Origin of the sequence: Pseudomonas paeninsulae (assembly GCF_035621475.1) — a bacterium.
In the GTDB taxonomy this organism is placed as follows: Bacteria; Pseudomonadota; Gammaproteobacteria; order Pseudomonadales; family Pseudomonadaceae; genus Aquipseudomonas; species Aquipseudomonas paeninsulae.
Map to the genome: position 1 here is coordinate 4,075,737 of NZ_CP141799.1, position 22,955 is coordinate 4,098,691.

Here is a 22,955-nt window from a genome sequence, read left to right on the forward strand (position 1 = left end):
GCCTCAAGTGCCAGCCCGCTATACTTGTCGGCTTTTCCGATCAGCCGTCATAAGGGTCCCGCCGCGCATGGACAAGACCTACCAGCCGCACGCCATTGAAACCGCCCTGTACCAAAACTGGGAGGCGAACAATTATTTCGCCCCACAGGGTTCGGGCCAGCCTTACACCATCATGATCCCGCCGCCGAACGTCACCGGCAGCCTGCACATGGGCCATGGTTTCAATAACTCGATCATGGATGCGCTGATCCGTTTCCGCCGCATGCAGGGTCGCAAAACCCTGTGGCAACCAGGCACCGACCATGCCGGCATCGCCACCCAGATGGTGGTCGAGCGGCAACTGGCCGCAGAGGGCATCAGCCGCCACGACCTGGGCCGGGACAAATTCCTCGAAAAAGTCTGGGAATGGAAGGAAGAGTCCGGCGGCAACATCACCCGGCAGATCCGCCGCCTGGGAAGTTCGGTGGACTGGTCGCGCGAGCGCTTCACCATGGACGACGGCCTGTCCGAAGCGGTCAAGGAGGCCTTCGTGCGCCTGCACGAAGACGGCCTGATCTATCGCGGCAAGCGCCTGGTCAACTGGGACACCAAGCTGCACACGGCGATTTCCGACCTGGAAGTGGAAAACCACGACGAGAAAGGCAAGCTGTGGAACCTGCGCTACCCGCTGGCGGACGGCAACACCACGGTTGACGGCAAGGACTACCTGATCGTCGCCACCACCCGCCCGGAAACCATGCTCGGCGACAGCGCCGTCGCGGTAAATCCCAACGACGAACGCTATCAGGCGCTGATCGGCACCTTCGTCGAGCTGCCATTGGTTGGCCGACGCATCCCGATTATCGCCGACGACTATTGCGATCCAGAGTTCGGCACCGGCTGCGTGAAAATCACCCCGTCCCATGATTTCAACGACTACGAAGTCGGCAAGCGTCACAACCTGCCGCTGCTCAACATCTTCGACAAAGACGCCGCCGTGCTCGCGACGGCCCAGGTGTTCAATGTCGACGGCAGCGTCAACAGCGAAGTCGATGGCAGCCTGCCCGCCGAATACGCCGGCCTGGATCGCTTTGTCGCGCGCAAACAGATAGTCACTGCGTTTGAATCCCTCGGCCTGCTGGAAAGCATCGACGACCATGCGCTGAAAGTGCCGAAAGGCGACCGCTCCGGCACCATCATCGAGCCTTGGCTGACCGACCAGTGGTACGTCTCCACCAAGCCGCTGGCCGAGCCTGCGATAAAAGCCGTGGAAGACGGCGCGATCCAGTTCGTGCCAAAGCAGTACGAGAACATGTACTTCAGCTGGATGCGCGACATCCAGGACTGGTGCATCAGCCGCCAGCTGTGGTGGGGCCACCGCATCCCGGCCTGGTACGACGAAGCCGGCAAGGTTTACGTCGGCCGCGACGAAGCCGAAGTGCGCGCCAAGCACAACCTCGGCGAGGTCAAGTTGCGCCAGGACGAAGACGTCCTCGACACCTGGTTCAGTTCCGGCCTGTGGACCTTCTCCACCCTCGGCTGGCCGCAGCAGACCGAATTCCTCAAGACCTTCCACCCCACCGACGTGCTGGTCACCGGTTTCGACATCATCTTCTTCTGGGTCGCGCGGATGATCATGCTGACCATGCACCTGGTGAAGAACGACGACGGCACGCCGCAAGTCCCGTTCAAGACCGTCTACGTGCATGGCCTGGTGCGTGATGGCCAGGGCCAGAAAATGTCCAAGTCGAAGGGCAACGTGCTCGACCCGCTGGACATCATCGACGGCATCGACCTCGACAGCCTGCTGGTCAAACGCACCAGCGGCATGATGCAGCCCAAACTGGCGGAGAAAATCGCCAAGCAGACCCGCGCCGAATTCCCCGAGGGCATCGCCGCCTACGGCACCGACGCCCTGCGCTTCACCAACCTGGCGCTGGCTTCCACCGGCCGCGACATCAAGTTCGACATGGGCCGGGTCGAGGGTTACCGCAACTTCTGCAACAAGATCTGGAACGCCGCCAACTTCGTCCTCGAGAACACCGATGGCCAGGACACCGGGATCAACGACGAATCAGTCGAGCTGTCCTCGGTGGACCGCTGGATCATCTCCGCCCTGCAGCGCACCGAAGTCGAAGTCACTCGCCAGCTCGACGCCTTCCGCTTCGACCTGGCCGCGCAAGCGCTGTACGAGTTCATCTGGGACGAGTACTGCGCCTGGTACCTGGAGCTGGTCAAGCCGGTGCTGTGGGACGAGAACGCGTCGGTCGAACGCCAGCGCGGCACCCGCCGCACCCTGATCCGCGTGCTGGAGGTGGCCATGCGTCTGGCCCACCCGTTCATGCCCTTTATCACCGAAGAAATCTGGCAGCGGATCAAGCTCCAGGCTGGCCGCTCCCAAGGTGGCGAGCGCGCTGAGACCCTCATGCTGCAAGCCTGGCCGGTAGCCAACGAGAGTCGCATCGACGCCGCCGCCGAAGGCGATATCGAGTGGGTCAAGCAGCTGATGCTCGGCCTGCGGCAGATCCGTGGCGAGATGAAAATCTCCATGGCCAAGCGCATCGACATCATCCTGCAGAACGCCAGTGACGAAGATCAACGGCGCCTGGCCGACAACCTGCCGCTGCTGAACAAGCTGGCCAAGCTGGAATCGGTCCGCGTGCTGGGCGCCTCCGAAGAGGCGCCGATGTCCGCCACCGCCCTGGTCGGCGACATGCAAGTACTGGTGCCGATGGCCGGACTGATCGACAAGGACGCCGAACTGGCGCGCCTGGACAAGGAAATCCAGCGCCTGGACGGTGAAGTCAAGCGAGTCGGCGGCAAGCTGAGCAACCAAGGTTTCGTCGCCAAGGCGCCCGCCGAGGTGCTCGACAAGGAGCGCGCCAAACTGGCCGAGGCCGAGCAGGCCCTCGGCAGGCTCGCCGAGCAGCGCGAGCGCATCGCCAGTCTGTAAGCCGTAAACAAGCGTCAAATCCCAAGCCCGCCGTCGCCAGACCGCGGGCTTTTCCTTGGCGACAGCCCGCCAGCTTTTGTGCCACGCCGATAAACCAGGGTGCGCTGCCTGCAGCGCCCTGCGCCCAGCCGCAAACCAGAACGGCCCACGGCAAGCCAATAATCCCTTCTTGTCTGCCGTCAAGGCACCGCGACATTTAGTCACGATCTATGCCTGTGTCGCACCCAATGCCTTCCAGTCACCGGTCTATTGGTGCATCCTGCCGCCCATTATTTTTCTAATTATTTCTAACCTTAAACCTCTGACTGGAAACCTCGCCTATGTATGCTTACATGCTTATGGCCTTGATCTTCGTGCTCGGCTATTTATGCATCGCCCTCGAACACCCACTTAAAATCGACAAAGCCGCCTCGGCCATCCTTACCGCCGTCATCTGTTGGACGGTACTGGTACTGGGTGCCGAGAGCATCCTCCCCGCGTTGGCGGAAGGCGCGTCCCACGAAGTCACAACCGAACTGCGCCATCACCTCGGCGAAATATCGGAGATCCTGTTCTTCCTGATGGGCGCCATGACCATCGTCGAGCTGATCGACGCCCATGAAGGCTTCAAGGTCATCACCGACCGCATCCGCACCAATAAGCGCATCCACCTGCTGTGGATGGTTGGCTTCATCACCTTCTTCCTCTCCGCCGCGCTGGACAACCTGACCACCACCATCGTCATGGTTTCCCTGCTGCGCAAGCTGATCAAGGACAAGCACGAGCGCTGGTTCTTCCTCGGCATCGTAGTGGTCGCCGCCAACGCCGGCGGCGCCTGGTCGCCAATCGGCGACGTGACCACCACCATGTTGTGGATCGGCAACCAGATCACCGCCAGCGGCATCGTCGCCCAATTGTTCATCCCCAGCCTGGTCTGTCTGCTGGTACCGCTGCTGGCGGTGAGCCTGACCATGAAGGGCGAATTCGAACGCCCGCTGGTGAAACCAACCAAGGAAGAACGTCGCGACCCGACCACCGCATTCGAGCGTAACCTGGTGTTCATCCTCGGTATCGGCGCCCTGGTATTCGTGCCGGTATTCAAGACCGTCACCCACCTGCCGCCGTATATGGGCATCCTGTTCGGCCTCGGCATTCTCTGGGTGGTCACCGAAGTGCTGCACCGCGGCAAGAACGAAGAGGACAAACATCCTCTGTCGGTAGTCGGCGTACTGCGCAAGATCGACACCACCAGCGTGCTGTTCTTCCTCGGCATCCTGCTCGCCGTCTCCAGCCTGGCCACCGCCGGTCATCTGACCCAGGTCGCCACCGCGCTGAAAGATAGTCTGGGCAATGTCTACGCCATCAACATCGCCATCGGCCTGCTGTCCTCGGTGGTCGACAACGTGCCGCTGGTGGCGGGCGCCATGAAGATGTACCCGCTGATCAGCCCCGATACTCTGGCGGTGGCCGGCGGCGACAGCGGCTGGCTCGGCAACTTCGTGGTGAATGGCACCTTCTGGGAAATGCTGGCCTACTGTGCGGGTACCGGCGGTAGCTGCCTGATCATCGGCTCGGCGGCCGGCGTGGCAGCCATGGGCATGGAAAAGATCAACTTCATCTGGTACCTGAAGAAGATCAGCTGGCTGGCCCTGATCGGCTACCTGGCAGGTGCGGCGACCTATATCGGTATCGCCACCCTGGCCTGACAGGCCATCAGCAATCGCTTACGGCAGGCTGTGCGCGCGTAGCAGCGCAGCCTGCCCTTGCCGCAGGAGTTCCCTGGGATGGATGTCAGCAAGACCAAAACCAGCTTCTACCGCCGCCTCTATGTGGCCTGGCTGATCGATAGTGACACGGCCTGCAGCGTGCCGGCCTTGATGGAGGCCACCGGCATGCCTCGGCGTACCGCCCAGGACACGCTGGCGGCACTCGCCGATCTGGATATCGACTGCGTCTTCGTCCAGCAAGAGGGCGAGCGCAACAACGCCGGGCATTACCTCATTCGTGACTGGGGCGCGATCAACCCACAATGGATCGCGACCAACCTGGCGCAGATCAAGGGCATACTCGGTTATCCCTGAGCAAGAGACTCGCCATGCGCAGCTCCCACCGACTGTTAGGCGTAATCGGGTTTCTCCTGGGCCTGTTCCTGCTGTTCGAAGCACTGGGCATCCGTGCGCAGTTCAGCCTGGAAGCCCTACAGAACTTGATTCTGATGCACCCAGTCATCGGCCTGCTGCTGTTCATCCTGCTGTTCGCCCTGGGCAACCTGATCCAGATTCCCGGCTGGATCTTCCTCGCCGCCGCGGTGCTGGCGCTCGGGCGGGTCTATGGCGGCATTGCCACCTACCTGGCCGCCATCGTTTCCTGCGTGCTGACCTTCCTGACCATTCGCTACCTGGGCGGCAACGCCCTGCGTGAACTGGATAACCGCCTGGCACAACGCCTACTGGCCGGCCTGGATCGGCATCCGTTGTGGAGCATCATCGCCCTGCGCACGCTGTTCCAGACGGTGCCGGCGCTGAACTACACCCTCGCCCTGTCCGGCGTGCCTTTTCGTACCTACCTGCTCGGCACCCTGCTTGGCCTGCCACTGCCGATCGCACTGTACTGCCTGTTTTTCGATTACCTGGCGATGTGGCTGAATATCGCTTAGTCGGCAACTAACGCTGCGCAGAGCTGAAAGCAAACCATCAAGCACACTCTTTTCCAGCACAGCCGCAGCAGCTATGGGAAAATGCCGCGCTCAGCCCCTGCCGATAGCGCCAGCATGACATCGCCGACCAAACGCCCCAGCCGTAAACCATCCACGCCGCGCCCTCCTTTGCCGGCCAGGCCCGATGCCGCCAAGGGCCAGTTGCACCCGCGCAACCGCCACCAGGGTCGCTACGACTTTCCCGCACTGATCAAGGCCAGCCCGGAGCTGGCGGCATTCGTGATCATCAACCCCTATGGCAAGGAGAGCATCGACTTCGCCAACCCGGCGGCGGTCAGGGTGTTCAATCGGGCGCTGCTCAAACAGTTCTACGGCATCAGCCATTGGGATATCCCGGCGGATTACCTGTGCCCGCCGATTCCTGGGCGCGCCGACTATCTGCATTACCTGGCCGATCTGCTGGCGAGCAGCAATGGCGGCGAGATACCGCGGGGCGCCCAGGTGCGCGCACTGGACATCGGCGTCGGCGCCAACTGCATCTACCCACTGCTGGGCAACCGCGAATATGCCTGGCAGTTTCTCGGTTCGGACATCGACAGCAACGCTATTGCTGCGGCCAAGACCATCGTGCAAGCCAACCCGGGGCTCAGAGATGCCATCGAACTGCGCCAGCAGACCGATGGCGCGCATATTCTCCAGGGCCTGCTGCAAGCCGACGAACGCTTCGACCTGAGTCTGTGCAATCCGCCGTTCCACGCCAACGCCGAGGAAGCCAGCAGCAGCAGCACGCGCAAATGGCGCAACCTGGGCAAGCTCGACCCAAAGCGCAAACTGCCCGTATTGAATTTTGGCGGTCAGGCGGCGGAGTTGTGGTGCCAGGGCGGCGAAGCAGGCTTTGTCAGCCGTTTGATCAAGGAAAGTGCCCAGCATGCCCAGCAGGTATTGTGGTTCACCAGCCTGATTTCCAAGGCGAGCAACCTGCCCGGCGTTTACAGCGCCTTGAAACAAGCCGGCGCGCTCGAAGTGCGCACCGTGGAAATGGCCCAGGGGCAGAAGCAGAGCCGCTTCGTCGCCTGGACCTTTCTAACCGCCGCACAGCAGCAGAGCTGGCGAAAAGCCCGGTGGACACCAATAACCAGCGGTGCGTAGACGCGGCCTTAGCCGTGAATAAAGACCACCGCAGGCGGTCTCTATCGCTCAATTGCGATGCTGGGTTATGCCGCTCCCGGACAGGCCAAGCGGCCTGAATATCGTTGCAGCGGCTAACCCCACCTACGGTTCTGCTGGTGCCAAGCACGCGGGCGTCGAGAGCAGCGCGTAGCGCCGCAAGGGGCAAAAACACCGGACGTCGGCAGCCCGCTAGGCTCCAGGCGTACAGCGTTGCAGCTGCTCGAACAGGCTGTCGACCGCCACGGCCAGCAGGCCGATCAGGATGGCACCCTGTAGAATAAAGGCCGTATTGCCGATGACCAGCCCCGAGATCACCGGATCACCCAGGGTGCTGGCGCCGATAGTGGAGCCGATGGCCGCGGTGGCGATGTTGATAGTCACCGAGGTGCGAATACCGGCCAGGATAACGTTCAAGGCCAACGGCAACTCCACCTGCCAGAGCACCTGCAGCGGCGCCATGCCCATACCGCGCGCCGCCTCCAGCACCGCCGGATCGATGCCGCGCAAGCCCGCCAGGCTGTTGCGCAGAATCGGCAGCAGGCCATAGAGCATCAGGGCGAACAACGTCGGCCCGCTGCCGAAGCCGAGCGCCGGCACCGCCAGGGCCAGCACCGCTACCGGCGGTATGGTCTGGCCGATCGAGGCGAGCTGGCTGACCAGCGGCAGAAAATCCGCGCCCCAGCGCCGGGTCACCATGATCGCCGCGCCCACCCCGACCAGGCTGGAGACGCCGGCCGCCAGCGCCACCAGCAGTAGATGGCTGCCAAGCAGGTCGATGAAGGCGGCGCGGCCGTAGATCACCGTGCGGCTGTCCGGCTCGATCAGGCGAAACAATCCCTCCAGCTCGGCCAGCCCCAGTGCCGCCGCCAGCAACAAGGCCAGCCACAGCAACGGCTGCCAGCCGCCACCACGTAGCAGTCCGAGTGTGCTCACTGGGCTCGGTTCATCAGCGCATCCAGCTGCAGCACACCGACCTGCAGACCCTGCGTATCGACCACCGGCAAGCTGCTGCAGCGATGCCAGAGCATCAGCGACAACGCCTGGCGCAGGCTGTCCGAGTCTTTGAGCGTGGGCCCAGCGGCGGGCACGACAGGCGTGGCCAGCGCCTGCATCAGGGTATCGACGCGCAACAGCCCGGCCTGCTTCAGGCCGCGCTCCTGGCCGCCGAGCAGGTTCTCGACAAAGGCATTGGCCGGTTTGCCCAGCAGCGCCTGCGGACTGTCCTGCTGGACGATCCGGCCCTTGTCCATCACCACGATACGGTTGGCCAACTTGAGCGCCTCGTCCATGTCATGGGTGACGAAGACGATGGTCTTGCGCACCTGCTGCTGGATGCGCAACAGCTCGTTCTGCAGGCTTTCACGGGTAATCGGGTCGAGTGCGCCGAAGGGTTCGTCCATCAGCAGGATGTCCGGGTCGCCGGCCAGGGCGCGGGCCACGCCGACCCGCTGGGCCTGGCCGCCGGACAGCTGGCTGGGGTACTTGTCGGCAAACTCGGCCGGAGTCAGCTCGAGCAACTGCAGCAACTCCTCGACCCGCTGACGCACCCGTTCGGCCGGCCAACCGAGCAGGCGCGGCACCACGGCGATGTTGCGCGCCACCGTCCAGTGTGGAAACAGGCCGGTGCTCTGGATCGCATAGCCGATGCCGCGGCGTAGCTGTTGCGGATCGATCTGCTCGATGTCCCGGCCATCGATGCGGATGCTGCCAGCCGAATGCGCGATCAGGCGATTGATCATGCGCAAGGTGGTCGACTTGCCACAGCCCGAGGTACCGACCAGCACACACAGTTCGCCGGTTTGCACGGTCAGGGAGATATCGTCCACCGCCTGGGTCTGGCCAAACAGCTTGCTGACATTACTCAGCTCGATCATCGACTCACTCCAGTGGAAAAGCGTTCTGCCAACAGACTGAACAGGCTGTCCGCCAGCAGCGCCAGGACGATGATGGGCAAGGCGCCGAGGATGATCAGATCCATCGCCGACTGCCCCAGGCCCTGGAAGATAAAGGTGCCAAAACCGCCCGCGCCTATCAGCGCGGCGACTGCCGTCAGGCCGATTGCCTGGATGCTGGTAACCCGCACGCCTTCGATGATCAGTGGCATGGCCAGTGGCAGGCGTACCTGCAGGAACACCTGGGTGGGGCTCATGCCCATGCCGCGGGCGGACTCGATGACAGCAGCCTCGACTTCCTGCAGGGCGACGCAGGTATTGCGCACAATCGGCAGCAGGCTGTAGGCGATCAAGGCAAGCAGTGCCGGCGCCCAGCCGATCCCGCGGATATTCAGCTGCTGCAGCAAGGGAAACTGCGCAGACAGGTAGCTCAGCGGCGCGATCAGCAGGCCAAACAGGGCCAGGCTGGGAATGGTCTGGATAAAACTCAGCAGGCCGATACTGCCCTTTTGCGCCCCGGGATAACGTTGCAGCAACAGGGCGATGACACTGCCCAAGAGCAAGCTCAGCCCCACGGCTCCACCGACCAGGCCCAGATGGCTAGACAAGGCCGCGGCAAATTGGCTGCGGCGTGAGCGGTACTCACGCAACAACGCCAACGGCTCCAGCCAATCCGGCGGGGCCAGCAACCACAGCAGCAGGGCCAGGGCGACGCCGCTGCCGAGCAGCCAGGCACGCGCGAGACGCAGGCGCTGTTGCAGCTCGATCAACAGCAACCCCAGCAGGAACAGCAGGCTCCAGTAACCCGCGCCTAGACCAACCCGCGCATAGGGCATGTCCGCACCGATATGGCGCTCGATGCTCCAGGCCAGGCTCAGGGGTAATTGCAGCAACAGCAGCAACACCATCATCAGGATCGGCCAGTAGGCCGGATACTGCGGGCGCAGCGCCAGCAACGCACACGCCAGCAACGCCGCCGTTAGCGACAACGCCCACGTCAGCCCCACAGCCGCCAGCAGCCCCAGGCCATTGCCCGGGGCGATGCGGTTGGGCTGAATGCTGACGAAATCCAGGCTCCACAGCAGTGCCAGCGCCATCAGCGCCAGCACAGGAATGACTCTATTGCCCCACAGTGGCAGCATCATGCCGAGATCATTGGCCCAGGTTGTCGAGGAACGCTGCCGCCACTTGCGCCGGCTCGGCGCCCTGCACCGCCACCTCGCCATTGAGCCGCTGCAGGGTCTGCAGATCCAGGGCGGCGAAGACCGGCTGGAGCAGTGCGGCGATCTGCGGATAGGCCTCGAGTACATCCGCGCGCACCACGGGCGCTGGCTGATAGACCGGCTGCACGCCGCGGGTGTCGTCCAGTACCAGCAGATCCAAGGCGTTCAACCCACCATCGGTGCCGTAGGTCATGGCCGCATTGACGCCGTTGGTCTGCAACGACGCGGCGCGGATGGTCGCCGCGGTATTGCCGCCAGCGAGGATCAGCAGCTGCTCGGACGCAAGTTTGAAGCCATAGGCCTCCTGGAACGCCGGGAGCGCCGTTGGTGACTCGACGAACTCGGCGCTGGCGGCGAACTTGAAGTCGCCGCCCTCTGTCAGGTAGCGGGCCAGATCATCCAGCGTCTTCAGATCGTGGGCGCGTGCCAGGTCGCCGCGCACACTCATCGCCCAGGTGTTGTTGGCATTGGCAGGCTGGAGCCAGACCAGCTGGTTGGCGGCAAGATCCAATTCCTTGACCTTGGCGTAGCCCTGCTCGGCGTCTTTCCACAGGCCGCTGTCGGCGCTGTCGAAAAAGAACGCGCCATTGCCGGTGTACTCCGGGTAGATACCGACCTCACCGGCGATCAGCGCACTGCGCACGATATTGGTGGCGCCGAGCTGGGTGCGATCTTCAACCGGCACCCCGCCACGCTTGAGCGCCTGATAGATCAACTGTCCCAGCACCGCGCCCTCGGTGTCGATCTTGGAGGCGACCACCACGTTTGGCTGCGCCTGGGCAGCAGCCATTACGCCCCACAGCGCCAGCACTGACAGCACACGACCCAGTAGCTTGCCTAATAAAGACATGGTTTTTCCACCCTGTTGGTTGATGACCAAAAACGCTCGACTCGGCAATACGGCCGAGCAGCCCCTTAAGGTTAACTGGCTTGCTGTTTATGACCATAGGCACGCAACATTCACAGATCAAATCGTCGTCATCGCCGCGTTTTTTAAGCGTCCAGGGCATGCGCCGAATCCTCAAGCACTGACCTGCGTGCGATACAGCACAATGCGCATTGAGCAAAAATTGGCCAACGTGCCACTATGGCTGCAGTGCCAAGCGAGTAGCGCAAATGAATGCAAGACGACTATGCACCAGCCTTTGCCTGCTGCTGTGCCTGAACACTCAGGCCGCCGAACGGCAGGCGCTGAGCATCAGCGTCGGCGACTGGCCGCCCTACCTGTCTACCGACCTCAAGCACAACGGCGTGATTGCCCACCTGATCAGCGACCTGTTCGCCGATGAAGGCTATCGCGTCAGCTTCCAATTCCTGCCTTGGCCGCGCGCCTATGCGGCAACCGCCGCTGGCAGATTCGCCGCCAGCGCGATATGGATGCACAAGAACGAGCGCGAGGCGGATTTCCTCTATAGCGCGCCGATCCTCGATGAACAGTTCGTGTTTTTCCACCTGAAAGACTTTCCGTTCGATTGGCAGAGCCCCTACGACTTGACCGGCATGACCCTGGGCGGCGGTCTGGGATACAGCTATGGCGCCAAATTCGATGAATTGCTGGGCACCGGCAACGTGCGCATGGAGCGGGTCTCCAGCGACATGCAGAACTTCGAGAAACTGCTGAAAAATCGCGTGGCGCTCTACCCGCAGGAGATCAGCGTCGGCTACACCGCACTGCACAGCCATTTCACCGCAGCCGACATCGGCAAAATTACCCACCACCGCAAACCACTGCTCAACAACTTCAGCTACCTGCTGTTCCCCACGCAGCTCGAAGGCAGCCAGGCGCTGCGCGAGCGCTTCAACCGGCGCCTGCAGCAGTATCGCGACAGCGGCCGCTACCAGCAGTATTTTCGCGACCTGCAGCTAGGCAAATACCAACAGACACCCGGCCAGACGGTCGACCTCGAAGCCGATTTAGTAGAGCCATAATCCGGTCGTGCCTGGGCTGGTGCGCGCAGGTTTACGCCGCCCCTACTCCCGACCGGCTAGTGGCTCTGCACCAGCGCCATCTGCTCATGCAGCAGATCCGCCAGCGGCAAGGCCACACCCAGCCGGCTGAGATTCCAGTAATGCCCTTCCAGAGTGCGGTTGACCAGCAGGGTGGCCGGCGCCGGCTGCAGGCTGCCAAGCGCGCCCAATACATCCGGCAACAGCGCCTGCACCTTTTGGTGCAGCGGCGTGGCGGCGAAATCCCAGCACTTGCCCCGCTGCAACAACGGCCCGAGTAATCCATGCAACTGGCGATACAGGCCATAAGGGGTGGTCGATTGCGGCTGGCGTGTGCCCAGTGCCTGGAAAGCCCGCTCCAGCTGTTCGCCATCGCGCGCCTGCAGCGCCCGGTAGGTTTGCACATAGGCGCCCAGCAACGCGGGCGACAATGCCTGAACGCAGCCGAAGTCATACACCACCAATTCGCCGGTGGCGGTGTAGGCGAAATTACCCGGATGCGGGTCGGCATGCAGCAACCCCAGCTCGAAGGCCTGCGTACTCAACCAGCGCACCAGAGTCAGGGCCAGGCGTTCGCGCACCTCAGCACTGGCCTGAGCGACTTCGGCAAAGGGCAACCCGGGCTCTTCGCTCAACGCCAGTACGCCCGGCCGGCACAGATCTTCCTGCGGCTGCGGCAGGCGCAACCCCGGCCAGTCGGCAAAGTGCGCGCGAAACTGCTGCAGGCGGCGCATCTCCGCCGGGTAATCCAGCTCGGCCGCGATCACCGCCGCCAGTTCTTGATAGACCCCTTCCAACTGTTCGGCTGGCGCGCGGAACAAGCGCCCGAGCGGCAGCAGACGACGCAACTGGCGCAAATCCGCTGCGCAGATCTCGGCGATACCGGGGTACTGCACCTTGAGTACCAGCGCCCGCCCATCCAGCGCCACCGCCCGATGCACCTGGCCAAGCGAAGCGGCGGCAAACGGCTGCTCCTCGATACTCTGGAAGAACTGGCTTAAATCATCGCCATAGACCTGCTGCAAATGCCCTTGCAGGGCGCTGAAGGGCAACGCCGGCACCCGGTTTTGCAGTTTGTTCAAGGCCTGCGCCACAGGTTCCGGGAGCACTTCGTGCCATTGCGAAGCCATCTGCCCAAGCTTGAGCACCGGGCCTTTCATCTCGCCGAGCACAGTGCCCAGTTGCTCGGCCACCGGCTGCCAATCGATGGCCGAGCGGCCCAGGCTGAGCTGCTGTCCGAGCAGTCCGCCACCGATGCGTGTCGCAGTGCCGGCCAGTTTGAAAAAACGCCCGAGCGCGGAGGCTGAGGATGGAATTAGCGGGGGCTTGGCCATTGGCGATGCTCTTCAGAACTTACAGTGATCATGCGCCTGCTCGGGACAGTTACCAACGGCCAAGCCGGTCAGCAACGATGACCGCGCGGCAACGCCCCGGGCTATCGCGTATTCCAGAACCGCTGCATTTCCACGAAGAGAAAAGTCGCGGTCCAGGTAATCAACACCAATCCGGTGAGCGATTCAATTCCGGTCAGGAAGCGCAGATCGCCGTGCGGCTGGATATCGCCAAAGCCAAGGGTGGTGAAGGTCGTGAAGGAGAAATACACCGAGTCCATCAAACTGCCGTTGAAGTTGCCTTCCAGGTAGCCCCAGCCACCGGCGCGGTGCATCAAATAGTAGGCGAACGCGAAGATCCACACCTCGACCGCATGCGCCAGCAGAGCGCCACCGACCCCCAACACGATGCGAAAGCGATGGCGCACCTGAATGTGCGGCAACAGCAGCGTCAGCCGATAGAGGAATTCGTAGTGGATGATGACGGCGGCTATCACGATCAGGCTGTTGACTAGAAATACGGCGATCACTGGCGATCCTGCTGTGGAGGGTTTTGATGGGGAGCAATTCTGCTTCGCTGCACCCACGTCGAGCATAGTCTCGACAAAGAGTCGCAGGCTGGCTACTGGCACCGTGCCTCGGTTGGCTTGTGGCGGCCCCTACGGCGACGGGGCAGCCGGGTAGTTTTGCGAGGCCATCATGCACGCGTATGCCTGGGGTTCAAGCGCTGGACGCGGCCCCTGCCCGCTGATGCAGCTATATTCATGACAGCCAACTCACTGTACAGCGGCACCGGCACAGCACAATTTACCTGCTTGGCCACCGAGAGGAACAACCCCATGGAGTTTTTACGCACCCCTGACAGCTGCTTTACCAATCTGCCGGGCTATGCGTTCGCGCCCCACTACCTGCAGGTGGATGACCGCGAGGGCGGCCAGTTGCGCGTGCACTACCTCGACGAGGGGCCGGCCGCAGCCGCTCCCGTGCTGCTGATGCATGGCGAACCGTCCTGGAGTTACCTGTATCGCAAGATGATCCCTCTACTCGTCGCCGCCGGGCATCGGGTGATCGCCCCCGACCTGATCGGTTTTGGCCGATCCGACAAGCCGACTCAACGCCAGGACTACAGCTATCAACGTCACGTTGATTGGATGCACGCGGTACTCGAGCAGCTCGACCTCAAGCGCGTCACCCTGGTCTGCCAGGACTGGGGCGGCCTGATCGGCCTGCGCCTGGTCGCGGAAAACCCGCAGCGCTTCGCTCGGGTAGTTGCCGCCAACACCATGCTGCCAACCGGCGATCACACTCCCGGCGAAGCCTTCAGTAACTGGCAGAAATTCTCCCAGGAGGTGCCGGTATTTCCTGCCGGCGGGGTGATCAAGGGCGGCACCGTGACGACCTTGCCGCAAACGGTGATTGACGCCTACGACGCGCCCTACCCGGACGAGCGCTACAAGGAAGGTGCCCGTCAGTTTCCCCTGCTAGTGCCGACCACCCCGGACGACCCGGCCGCGGCGGCCAACCGCGCGGCCTGGACGGTGCTGGCGAATTGGTGCAAGCCGTTCCTGACCGCCTTCAGCGACAGCGACCCGATCACCGCCGGCGGCGACAAACTGATGCAAAAGCTGATTCCCGGCACCCAGGGCCAGGCCCATACCACCATCGTCGGTGCCGGGCATTTCCTCCAGGAAGACCAGGGCGAAGAGCTGGCCGCCGTGGTGCTGCGCTTTATCGTCGCCACGCCCTAGCAGCCTGTCCCTGCATGGATTCGTCGGCCGCCAGCGGCACGCCTCACGGTGTGGCACTGCTCAGGAACACACGCATACGTTGCTGATAGGTCGCTGACTCGCGCTGCAACGCGATGGCGCTCCAGATGGCCTCTGTCAGGGCGGCATGGTCCGCGACCAGGGTCTTGGACAACATCAGGTAGTAAGGTTTTTCCTCCAGCAGCATCTCGACCTTCTCGATCAATTCGGCCAGTTGCGGATTGGCCTGCAGGACGAAGTCGGCGCGTTGACTCTGCAGCGCCGCCGCCTCGATACGTCCGTACTGGAGCATCCGCAGCAGCGCCAAGGGGTCGCGGCTGGTTTCATCCACCTCGGCGCCCTGCTCACGCAGAAAAGCCACAATGGAAAACCCGCTCAGGGAACCGATTCGACCATTCAGCTGGCGGAACGCCGAACCGTCCCAGGTCACCGAGTCGCCCCGGCGGCGGTATAGCGCGTAACGCGACATGTGCAGGCGCTTGCTCGCATCAGGCTGACCATCTGCCGCCACGGGATAGCGCCCGGCGCTCATGCGCTCGACCTTGAAGCTGGAGGCGAAGGCGCCGTCTTAAGTGCCCTACTCCAGCCCGGACAGGCAACGCTTCCAGGGCACGGCAACATAGGTGAATGTCACCGGCAGGCTCTGCTCGACCAAACAGAGCAACTGCAGGTTGAGTCCGGTGTTGTCAGTCATGACCCAGGGATAGGCATCCTGGTCCTCATGGCAAAAAGTCAGCTGCTGTGCCGCTGTTTGCTCCGCCATAACCACGGCGGGGCAAAAAAACACCAAAGCAGTACAAATGAACAACCTGAGCAAAGTGTGTTCCTCCCCCGGCCCTGGTTGGGCATCACGTCCATGGTCACAACATGTATCAATGCGCCTGGTCAGCGCCCTGGCCAGTATAGGTAAAGACGCGGCGCGCCAGTTGGTTGCAGCGAGTCACAGGGCATAACGGCGGTCCAGGGCGCTGTAGCCCATGCCCACGCTCTTGTGCACTTTCAGTTGCACCGGAATCCGCTCCTTCATGGCATCGACGTGGCTGATCACGCCGATCATCTTGCCGCTGGCATTCAGGCTATCGAGGGCATCCAGGGCGATTTCCAGGGTTTCGCCGTCGAGGGTGCCGAAGCCTTCGTCGAGAAACAGCGAGTCGATGCTGGTCTTGTGGCTGACCAGGTCGGACAGGGCTAACGCCAGGGCCAGGCTGACCAGGAAGCTTTCGCCGCCGGACAGGGTCTTGGTGTCGCGGGCGACATCGGCCTGCCAGGTGTCGATCACTTCCAGTTCCAGTTCGCCGCTGCTACGCCGCGCCAGCTGGTAGCGGCCATGCAGGCGTTCGAGTTGCTGGTTGGCCAGGTAGACCAGGTGATCGAGGGTCAGGCCCTGGGCAAATTTGCGGTACTTGGCGCCGTCGGCCGAGCCGATCAGGCTGTTGAGTTGCTGCCAGAGATCGTACTCGACCTGCTTGGCTTGGATCCCGGCGAACAGACTCTGCAGATTCTGCCGCCGCGCATCGTCGCCCTGCAACTGGGCGCGGATTTCGCCCTGGCGCTGGGTCAGGGTTTTCAGCTCGGCAGTCAGTAGCAGCAGGCGTTGTTCAAGCTGTTCGCGCTCGAGTTCACTGGCCGGATTGGCCTGCAAGGTCGCCAACTGTTGCTCGGCGGCGGTTTTCAGCGCCTGGGCCTCGGCCAGGGATTTGTCCAGGCGTTGCTTGAGCCGGGACAGCGCAGCACGCTGCTGATCGTCAAGCAGCGCAGCCTGGAATGCGCCCTCGTCGCCGAACGGGCTGGCGGCCAGGGCCGCCGTCCATTGCTGTACCTTGGCCTGCAGGTCGTGCTGATCATCAATCAGCCGCTGCGCCTGGGTCTGTTGGGTACCGTGCAATTGCTGATGGCGGCGTTGCTCATGGCTTAGCTGCGCCTCGCTTTGCTGCAGGGCGGCCCGCGCATCGGCAACCGCCGCCAGTGCCGGCGGCTGTTCCTGCTGCTCTGCCGCCCAGCGCTGGAGCCAGTTGCCGTGCAGTTCGCGGGCAACGCTGAGGGCATGTTCCAGCTCACGCTGCTCACCCTCCAGTTGCTGACGCCGTTGTTGCGCCTGCTGCCAGCTATGCCACTCGACTTCGCGCTCGCGCAGCCAGGCATCACCATCGACTGGCAGGTTATAGCCGAGGGCGCCCAGCTCTGCGCCGAGGACGCTGTCGCGCTCGCGGCTCTGGCCCTGCAATTGCTCGAGACGGGTGGCGAGCTCCGCCACCTGGCTGTCCTGATGCTGGCGCTGCTGACTGCTCAGAGCCAGCTGTTGCTGCCTGGCGATGCACGCCTGTTCGAGCTGCTGACGAGCCGTGCGCGCGCCGTCGTGGGCGCTCTTCACGAGTTCGAGCTGATCCAGACTGCGCTGGATGGCATCCAGCTCACCCGCCTGCTGCTGCTCATACGCGGCCAGGGCGGCAGCATCGGCCAGCACGGTGCCGAGCTGCTCGGTCAACTGCTGCCAGCGTTGCTCCTGCTGAGTGTGCTCCTGATGGGTACGTTGCAACTGCTGCCGCTGCTGCTCAAGCTGGGTGGTCAAGGTCGCCAGCTCGCTGGCCAGGCGCTGACCGCTGCCGGTCAGGTTTTCCAGTTCGGCCTTCTTCGCCAGCAAGGTCTGCTGGGTCGCGGAAACGTCCAGTGCCTGGTAGGCGGCAATCGCCGGGTGTTCGTGGGCACCGCACAACGGGCAGGCTTGGCCCTCCTGCAGCTGCGCGCGGTAAGTCTCCAGGGCCTGGATGCGTTGCTCCTGCTCCAGCAGTTTTTCCTGGTCGCGCAGCTGTTGCTGCACGTCCTTGTAGCGCGCGCGCAAGGCGAGCACTTCGGCATCCTTGGCGGCGTGCTGGCCGTGCAATTCGCTCAGTTTTCCGTCCAGCTGCGTCTGTTGTTCGGCCAACTGCTGGCGCGTGCTGGCCAGCTGCTTGAGCTGGCCCAGCAGGCCGCTGCGGCGGTGCTGCAGCTGCCAGTGCTCACGCAGGGCGGCTTCGCTGCCCCCGGCCAACAGGCCATCGAGTAGCCGCTGTTGCTCGCCTTCCACCCGTTGCGCCGCAAGCAGGTGCGCCTGCTCGGCGCTCAACTGCGCGGCCTGCTCGGTCAACTGCCGATCCAGCACCTGCACGGCCTGCGCGGTCTGCTGCTGGCGGCTGCCGAGCTGGTCGATGTCCACGCCCAACTGTTGGCGTGCCGCGAACTGGCTGCGCCAAGCCACCAGTTGCTCACCGAGCCGAGCGTGCTGTGCGTGCTCGACCAGGCGGGTTTCCAGCTGCTGGCGCTGCGCGGCCAGCTGATCGTACGCATGCTGCCGCTCGCCAAGCAGTTGCTGGCTGAACTGGTGCGCCTGCCACAGGCAGGCGCTGCTGCGCTGCGCGGCCTGCTGCTGCTCGATCCGGGTCTGCTGCAAGGCCTGCTCAGCCTGGTGCACGGCCTGCTGCGCCTGCTGCCAGTCGCGATAAATCGGCTGCAACTTTGCCGCTGGTTCGCTGGCGGCCAGTTGCGCCAGCTGCGCCTGGGCGGCCTGCAATTCGTCCTGGGCCCGCTGCTCGGCCAGCGCCGTGCTGTGTTGCTGGCTCTGCGCTTTGCCCAGGTCATCGCGCCACTGGCGCTGGCGTTGCAGTTCGACCTGCTCGGCATTCAGGCGGGTGTCTTCGGCGCCCAGGCGTTCGGCTTCGAGCTGCAGCTCGCGACGCTGTTCGTCGCCCAACAACTCGACGCCTTCGGCGCGCGCACGCAGTTGATCGAGTGCGCCCTTGACCTCGCGGGTCTGCTCGAACACGCGCTGGGAAATCTGTCCGTAGATGTCGGTGCCGGTCAGTTCTTCGAGTAGCTCGGCGCGCTGGTTGGCATTGGCTTCGAGGAAGGCGGCAAAACCGCCCTGGGCCAGCAACATGGACTTGGTGAAGCGTTCGAAATCCAGGCCCGTGAGGCGCTCGGTCTCGCGCAGCTTCTCGTTGATCTTGTCGGTGAGGATAGTGCCGTCGGCCGCAGCCAGCTCCACCTTGGGCGCCTGCAGCGCGCCGCCGGCCTTGTCGCGGGCGCGGCGCTGGCTCCAGAACGCGCGGTACCGCGCGCCCTTGACCTCGAATTCGACCTCGGCCAGGCAATCGCCGGTGTGCCGGGTCATCAGCTCGTTGGCGCTGGCCGACACGCTGCTCATGCGCGGCGTGCGGTGGTACAGGGCCAGGCAGATGGCGTCGAGCAAGGTGGTCTTGCCGGCGCCGGTCGGCCCGGTGATGGCGAACAGGCCGTTGTCCTTGAACGGCTCGGCGGTGAAATCGATCTTCCACTCGCCCTTCAGCGAATTGAGGTTCTTCAGGCGCAGGCTGAGGATTTTCATATCAGGGTCGGTGGTCGTCGGGAAGCGGCCATTCTGACATTGTTGCCGGAGTTGTGCAGACGACTCATAAGCGGAGAAATTGGCAGGGCCACCAAGTGCCGCTATTGGCCGGTGCCTGCATCCGGCTGGTTAGGCGCTTCGGTCGCCCGGCCCACGCGTCGCTTTGGCGCTGCTAAACAACGGAAAAATAGCCACAGTGCAGCCACTGATTATGCTTCTTCTGCGCCAAACTTCGACAATCGCAACAACTGGCTGCTACGCCGAACGGTCAAATATCAATCTGTTCCTTGACGCTGTAAATACAGGGCGGCCGCTTATTTTGAAAGCGGAATAACCATCGGTTCAACCGATAATTTCAGTACATGTTTATGGCGCTCGATATGAAACAGTCAAGCCAAATGAAAAAACCAGAAGACCATGCCTTTTCCCAATCTCGGCGGTTGCAGGAGCTGAGTGCAACAGGGTTATTGAATTGAGGCTGGAGCATCATGCTGCATTGTCATGGCCTTTTGCATTACTTCCCCAATAACTTCGATCGGGCATTTAAAGTCGAAGCGTTTACGGGGACGCATATTCATTTGCAAGGCAATGGCATCCAACGTTTCCTGGCTATGCACCGACAAGTCCGTTCCTTTGGGCAGGTACTGCCGGATCAGGCCGTTGATGTTCTCGTTGCTGCCGCGCTGCCAGGGACTGTGTGGGTCGCAGAAGTAAATTGCCACCCCGGTCTGCTGGGTGATTTCAGCATGCCGCGCCATTTCTCGACCCTGGTCGTAGGTCATGCTCTTGCGCATCGCCAACGGCATGCCATTGAACGCTGCACTGAAGCCCTCCATCGCCGAGGTTGCCGTCGCGTCATTCATCTTCACCAGCATCAGGTAGCCACTGGTGCGCTCCACCAACGTGCCTACAGACGAGGCGTTGGCCTTACCCTTGATCAGGTCGCCTTCCCAATGCCCCGGCATCAGCCGGTCTTCGATCTCCGGCGGGCGCACATGAATGCTGACCATCTCGGGGATCTGTCCGCGCCGATCCACGCCGCCAGAACGCGGTCTGCGCGTCGTCTTGCTTTGGCGCAGGCAGATGATCAGCTCCTTACGCAGCTCGCCGACCGGCAAGGCATAGATCGCGTTATAGATCGTCTCGCGACAGACGTAGGCATCTCTGAGGCTGGGAGTGTTCATGCTGCGCAGCTTGCCGGCAATCTGCTCTGGAGACAAACGCCCACGCAGCATATGGGCCACCAACTCGAAGCGCTCGCTACCCGGCAACAGTTTTCGCATCGGTCGACAAACCTGACGGCGGTCCTGCATCTGCTGCTGGGCCAAGCGGGCCGAGTAGCCGCCACAGGCATCTCGATTGCGGCGCAGCTCACGGCTGATGGTCGAAGGGGATCGGGTGATCAAGCAGGCAATCTTGCGCAGGCTGAAGCCTTGGGCACGACCGATTTGAATGGTGGCGCGCTCTTCAACGCTGAGTTCGGAATAAGACATAGGGGCAGCACCGTACCGGAAAGGTCAGGTGTTGCACTCAGTTCTTGCCGCCGCCCTCGATAATAATCTTATTGGTATCTTCCCCGACCATTTGACCGGATACTATTACAGCATTATCTATTTCATCGGACATCTCATATATTGCATTTTTAGCATCTTCAATATCTTTGACATCCTCAAGGAACCGACGCAATTGTTTGTGGTATCTATGTGACATTTATCGTTACCGATCAGCTTAATAACGCTCTGGGTAAGAGGCCGAAGGCGCGGGTAGCCTGCCGTATGCCCCAGCCGTGCTGCAGCGAGCCGCTAGGTTCATCGCCTCAGCGTTTCGTTCCTAAAATACCATCAATTTCGTTAGCCGCAGCTTGAACGGCTGCCGTATCCAGAGGCAACTCAAATGCTTCAGACAGAACTTCGCCAATTGCCATCGCGGTCGATATTTTTCCTGCCGAGAATGACAGCATCGAAACAATATCAATGGCCTCGGTTTTGTAACCCTCTAAATCAGCGATCGAATCCGCGTACTCTCCCAACGGGTTCCATTTTTCCAAAACTTCTGCAACTGCCTTAATATCGGAATCTTTCATTTAGCACCTGTACGCGATGAAAAATATAACGTTTAAGCTCAACCGAGCGGAATCTCGCAGCGGTTTTGTGACCGACTGGCATGCTATTATGAAATCTACCAATTCTCAACCAGATATTGCTCCGGCCTTCTTCCTGACTCACTGACAAGTCTCGGGTACTCTATGCCTTCACTTGAGTGACGTGGATGTTTTCTAGACTTTGTTATCTTGAACAGCCAGCTATCCCCATAATCAAACATATAGTAAAGACCATGCCCTTTATCAAGAGGGAACAAACCGTCAAGTGTCACTTCATATATTTTCTCATTTTCATCGTCAAAAGTTACCCTATTACGACCTCGCACCGTCTTAGACACGTAAAATTCGTAAAGATGATCATCGTCAAACTCAACAGCATCTTGAATCGCAAAATGAAAATCTTCTAGCGTTGACGAAGAGTCTATTTCGATTACTCCCTTCCATAGATCAACTTCCTCATGAATATTGAATATTAATTCAACTTTCACCTCAAGTATCATGCGATCACCATTGCTTGATTGCGTAACGCCTGGTTAAGGGGCGGACTTTAGCACGTCTCTGCGAGCGATTTTAACCGTTTGCTAGGCCAGCAACTTGAGCCGGACGCTGTGGCCGAATACGACACAGTAGCTAAAACGACTGTCTAATGATCTTCAACTGGAATCAATTCCCACAGTTCATTTTGATGAAGCCAGATTGAATCAGCGTTTTCCGCAACGAACTGACCTACATCTATGCCATCCATGGTTGGTGGCCGCTTTATCCTTATTTGTTTGCCGTTCATAAATATCCACTCATATTTCATTTTCCGCTCTGCCTTCGCGGCTTTCTTCGCTAGCTTTTGCGCTGGAGTGAGCTTTTCCTTGGGCTTTGCCATATCTTAATGTTTATGCCTGACATTTGTTACTGGGTTGCATAACTTCCATGCTCCAGATGTTTTTGCTTTTGCGCCTAACGCCCGCCTCAACGGTGGCAAAACCGCAGTGAAGCGGAGGTTTTGGCATCCGGTGCATGGCCTGGTTATGTTTTGTTGAGGTCAGCACCATCGGCTCGCCCAGGCTGAGCAGTCAAAATGAGCAAAGCGACCAAAATCACCTGGCTTATTTCTGCCGGGAACGGCAAGCTCTTGCCCGCAGTATGGGCAGAACCCAATTTCAACAACCGTCGTCCAAATCATCTCGCCAACCTCCTCGAGATGATGGTTCTCCTCCAAATCGCCTTCCGTCGCTTGCCTTTCTATAAACAGGCACCATACGAAACTTTCGCGCCTTACATAATTTTTTTCCAGCCTAATCGACACGCCGTTATCTGGCATGCCGTAACAGTCATGAACAGCGTCTTGGCCACTATCCATTGATCTCATCCGCAAATACTTGCCGTTCAATCGCATCCTCTATTGCAGAATCAAGCCGTTTTAGCAACTCAGATAATGGCTCATCAGGCCGCCTGACCAACATTGCAAGACACTGATCCTCATCAGACGCACATGCAGCACATCGAACTGGCCCAGCCCTTCCGATAGAAATTTCGCCCGAGCCATCGATAAGTAACTCAATACTTTCAAGTTTCATAGCTGACTATCATATTTCCCAACAACA

General features: G+C 61.3%; 21 protein-coding genes. 8 read left to right on the forward strand and 13 right to left on the reverse strand.

What is annotated here, in order from left to right; all coding sequences use genetic code 11:
• Nucleotides 1-67 precede the first annotated feature (67 nt).
• From VCJ09_RS18795 to rlmF, 5 genes are all read left to right on the forward strand, one after another.
• Nucleotides 68-2,932 carry a valine--tRNA ligase gene (locus VCJ09_RS18795; protein WP_324731596.1) on the forward strand — a complete coding sequence of 955 codons (2,865 nt, stop codon included), beginning with the start codon at nt 68-70 and terminating at the stop codon, nt 2,930-2,932.
• A gap of 320 nt (nt 2,933-3,252) precedes the next feature.
• Nucleotides 3,253-4,617, forward strand: a complete 1,365-nt coding sequence (gene nhaD, locus VCJ09_RS18800; protein ID WP_324731597.1) for a sodium:proton antiporter NhaD — start codon at nt 3,253-3,255, stop codon at nt 4,615-4,617.
• 78 nt (nt 4,618-4,695) lie between these two features.
• The gene (locus VCJ09_RS18805; RefSeq protein ID WP_324731598.1) at nt 4,696-4,992 is read left to right on the forward strand and encodes a winged helix-turn-helix domain-containing protein; all 297 of its coding nucleotides are present in this window, start codon (nt 4,696-4,698) and stop codon (nt 4,990-4,992) included.
• A 14-nt stretch (nt 4,993-5,006) separates the two neighbouring features.
• Complete coding sequence (locus tag VCJ09_RS18810) at nt 5,007-5,567, forward strand: VTT domain-containing protein (RefSeq protein WP_324731599.1); 561 nt, start codon at nt 5,007-5,009, stop codon at nt 5,565-5,567.
• A gap of 114 nt (nt 5,568-5,681) precedes the next feature.
• Entirely contained in the window at nt 5,682-6,716 is a 1,035-nt protein-coding gene (gene rlmF, locus VCJ09_RS18815; RefSeq protein WP_324731600.1) for a 23S rRNA (adenine(1618)-N(6))-methyltransferase RlmF, read from the forward strand.
• Between the two features lie 210 nt (nt 6,717-6,926).
• Here the strand turns inward: rlmF and VCJ09_RS18820 are convergent, their stop codons facing one another.
• Genes VCJ09_RS18820 through osmF form a run of 4 tightly spaced genes read right to left on the reverse strand, consistent with a single transcriptional unit; the run spans nt 6,927 to nt 10,702 of the window.
• Entirely contained in the window at nt 6,927-7,670 is a 744-nt protein-coding gene (locus VCJ09_RS18820) for an ABC transporter permease (protein WP_324731601.1), read from the reverse strand.
• On the reverse strand, nt 7,667-8,611 hold the full coding sequence (locus VCJ09_RS18825; RefSeq protein ID WP_324731602.1) for an ABC transporter ATP-binding protein: 945 nt from the start codon (nt 8,609-8,611) through the stop codon (nt 7,667-7,669). The genes VCJ09_RS18820 and VCJ09_RS18825 overlap by 4 nt, the downstream gene beginning before the upstream one ends.
• Nucleotides 8,608-9,774, reverse strand: coding sequence for an ABC transporter permease (locus VCJ09_RS18830; protein ID WP_324731603.1), 1,167 nt, complete (start codon nt 9,772-9,774; stop codon nt 8,608-8,610). The genes VCJ09_RS18825 and VCJ09_RS18830 overlap by 4 nt, the downstream gene beginning before the upstream one ends.
• A 7-nt stretch (nt 9,775-9,781) precedes the next feature.
• On the reverse strand, nt 9,782-10,702 hold the full coding sequence (gene osmF, locus VCJ09_RS18835) for a glycine betaine ABC transporter substrate-binding protein OsmF (RefSeq protein ID WP_324731604.1): 921 nt from the start codon (nt 10,700-10,702) through the stop codon (nt 9,782-9,784).
• 266 nt (nt 10,703-10,968) lie between these two features.
• On the opposite strand from osmF, the gene VCJ09_RS18840 reads away from it, so the two are divergent.
• Nucleotides 10,969-11,781, forward strand: a complete 813-nt coding sequence (locus VCJ09_RS18840; RefSeq protein ID WP_324731605.1) for a substrate-binding periplasmic protein — start codon at nt 10,969-10,971, stop codon at nt 11,779-11,781.
• A gap of 56 nt (nt 11,782-11,837) precedes the next feature.
• Here the strand turns inward: VCJ09_RS18840 and VCJ09_RS18845 are convergent, their stop codons facing one another.
• Together VCJ09_RS18845 and VCJ09_RS18850 are read right to left on the reverse strand one after the other, a co-directional pair.
• A complete protein-coding gene (locus VCJ09_RS18845) occupies nt 11,838-13,133 on the reverse strand; it encodes an ABC1 kinase family protein (RefSeq protein WP_324731606.1) in 1,296 nt (431 codons plus the stop codon).
• Nucleotides 13,134-13,234: 101 nt separating this feature from the next.
• The gene (locus tag VCJ09_RS18850) at nt 13,235-13,660 is read right to left on the reverse strand and encodes a potassium channel family protein (protein WP_324731607.1); all 426 of its coding nucleotides are present in this window, start codon (nt 13,658-13,660) and stop codon (nt 13,235-13,237) included.
• A gap of 309 nt (nt 13,661-13,969) precedes the next feature.
• Between VCJ09_RS18850 and VCJ09_RS18855 the strand changes: the two genes are divergently transcribed.
• A complete protein-coding gene (locus VCJ09_RS18855; RefSeq protein WP_324731608.1) occupies nt 13,970-14,878 on the forward strand; it encodes a haloalkane dehalogenase in 909 nt (302 codons plus the stop codon).
• A gap of 43 nt (nt 14,879-14,921) precedes the next feature.
• Here VCJ09_RS18855 and VCJ09_RS18860 read toward each other — a convergent pair whose 3' ends face one another.
• The 7 genes from VCJ09_RS18860 to VCJ09_RS18890 all read right to left on the reverse strand — a co-directional run bounded on the left by VCJ09_RS18860 (nt 14,922) and on the right by VCJ09_RS18890 (nt 22,234).
• The gene (locus VCJ09_RS18860; protein WP_324731609.1) at nt 14,922-15,428 is read right to left on the reverse strand and encodes a hypothetical protein; all 507 of its coding nucleotides are present in this window, start codon (nt 15,426-15,428) and stop codon (nt 14,922-14,924) included.
• A 45-nt stretch (nt 15,429-15,473) separates the two neighbouring features.
• Entirely contained in the window at nt 15,474-15,659 is a 186-nt protein-coding gene (locus tag VCJ09_RS18865; protein WP_324731610.1) for a hypothetical protein, read from the reverse strand.
• A 177-nt stretch (nt 15,660-15,836) separates the two neighbouring features.
• Nucleotides 15,837-19,256 (reverse strand): AAA family ATPase, encoded by a 3,420-nt coding sequence (locus tag VCJ09_RS18870; RefSeq protein ID WP_324731611.1) that lies wholly within the window; start codon nt 19,254-19,256, stop codon nt 15,837-15,839.
• Between the two features lie 464 nt (nt 19,257-19,720).
• Entirely contained in the window at nt 19,721-20,749 is a 1,029-nt protein-coding gene (locus VCJ09_RS18875) for an IS30 family transposase (RefSeq protein WP_324731612.1), read from the reverse strand.
• Between the two features lie 323 nt (nt 20,750-21,072).
• Complete coding sequence (locus tag VCJ09_RS18880) at nt 21,073-21,339, reverse strand: hypothetical protein (protein WP_324731613.1); 267 nt, start codon at nt 21,337-21,339, stop codon at nt 21,073-21,075.
• A gap of 95 nt (nt 21,340-21,434) precedes the next feature.
• Entirely contained in the window at nt 21,435-21,845 is a 411-nt protein-coding gene (locus tag VCJ09_RS18885) for an IS1096 element passenger TnpR family protein (protein WP_324731614.1), read from the reverse strand.
• A gap of 155 nt (nt 21,846-22,000) precedes the next feature.
• On the reverse strand, nt 22,001-22,234 hold the full coding sequence (locus tag VCJ09_RS18890) for a hypothetical protein (RefSeq protein ID WP_324731615.1): 234 nt from the start codon (nt 22,232-22,234) through the stop codon (nt 22,001-22,003).
• Between the two features lie 195 nt (nt 22,235-22,429).
• Here VCJ09_RS18890 and VCJ09_RS18895 point away from each other — a divergent pair, with 195 nt between their 5' ends.
• On the forward strand, nt 22,430-22,714 hold the full coding sequence (locus VCJ09_RS18895) for a hypothetical protein (RefSeq protein WP_324731616.1): 285 nt from the start codon (nt 22,430-22,432) through the stop codon (nt 22,712-22,714).
• Nucleotides 22,715-22,955 lie beyond the last annotated feature (241 nt).

Coding starts and splice junctions, on each gene's coding strand:
- VCJ09_RS18870 (WP_324731611.1), bottom strand. CDS start 19,256: ATGAAAATCCTCAGCCTGCGCCTGAAGAACCTCAATTCGCTGAAGGGC.
- rlmF (WP_324731600.1), top strand. CDS start 5,682: ATGACATCGCCGACCAAACGCCCCAGCCGTAAACCATCCACGCCGCGC.
- VCJ09_RS18895 (WP_324731616.1), top strand. CDS start 22,430: ATGAGCAAAGCGACCAAAATCACCTGGCTTATTTCTGCCGGGAACGGC.
- VCJ09_RS18830 (WP_324731603.1), bottom strand. CDS start 9,774: ATGATGCTGCCACTGTGGGGCAATAGAGTCATTCCTGTGCTGGCGCTG.
- VCJ09_RS18855 (WP_324731608.1), top strand. CDS start 13,970: ATGGAGTTTTTACGCACCCCTGACAGCTGCTTTACCAATCTGCCGGGC.
- VCJ09_RS18875 (WP_324731612.1), bottom strand. CDS start 20,749: ATGTCTTATTCCGAACTCAGCGTTGAAGAGCGCGCCACCATTCAAATC.
- VCJ09_RS18890 (WP_324731615.1), bottom strand. CDS start 22,234: ATGGCAAAGCCCAAGGAAAAGCTCACTCCAGCGCAAAAGCTAGCGAAG.
- VCJ09_RS18845 (WP_324731606.1), bottom strand. CDS start 13,133: ATGGCCAAGCCCCCGCTAATTCCATCCTCAGCCTCCGCGCTCGGGCGT.
- VCJ09_RS18805 (WP_324731598.1), top strand. CDS start 4,696: ATGGATGTCAGCAAGACCAAAACCAGCTTCTACCGCCGCCTCTATGTG.
- VCJ09_RS18860 (WP_324731609.1), bottom strand. CDS start 15,428: ATGAGCGCCGGGCGCTATCCCGTGGCGGCAGATGGTCAGCCTGATGCG.
- VCJ09_RS18825 (WP_324731602.1), bottom strand. CDS start 8,611: ATGATCGAGCTGAGTAATGTCAGCAAGCTGTTTGGCCAGACCCAGGCG.
- VCJ09_RS18840 (WP_324731605.1), top strand. CDS start 10,969: ATGAATGCAAGACGACTATGCACCAGCCTTTGCCTGCTGCTGTGCCTG.
- VCJ09_RS18810 (WP_324731599.1), top strand. CDS start 5,007: ATGCGCAGCTCCCACCGACTGTTAGGCGTAATCGGGTTTCTCCTGGGC.
- VCJ09_RS18880 (WP_324731613.1), bottom strand. CDS start 21,339: ATGAAAGATTCCGATATTAAGGCAGTTGCAGAAGTTTTGGAAAAATGG.
- osmF (WP_324731604.1), bottom strand. CDS start 10,702: ATGTCTTTATTAGGCAAGCTACTGGGTCGTGTGCTGTCAGTGCTGGCG.
- nhaD (WP_324731597.1), top strand. CDS start 3,253: ATGTATGCTTACATGCTTATGGCCTTGATCTTCGTGCTCGGCTATTTA.
- VCJ09_RS18865 (WP_324731610.1), bottom strand. CDS start 15,659: ATGGCGGAGCAAACAGCGGCACAGCAGCTGACTTTTTGCCATGAGGAC.
- VCJ09_RS18795 (WP_324731596.1), top strand. CDS start 68: ATGGACAAGACCTACCAGCCGCACGCCATTGAAACCGCCCTGTACCAA.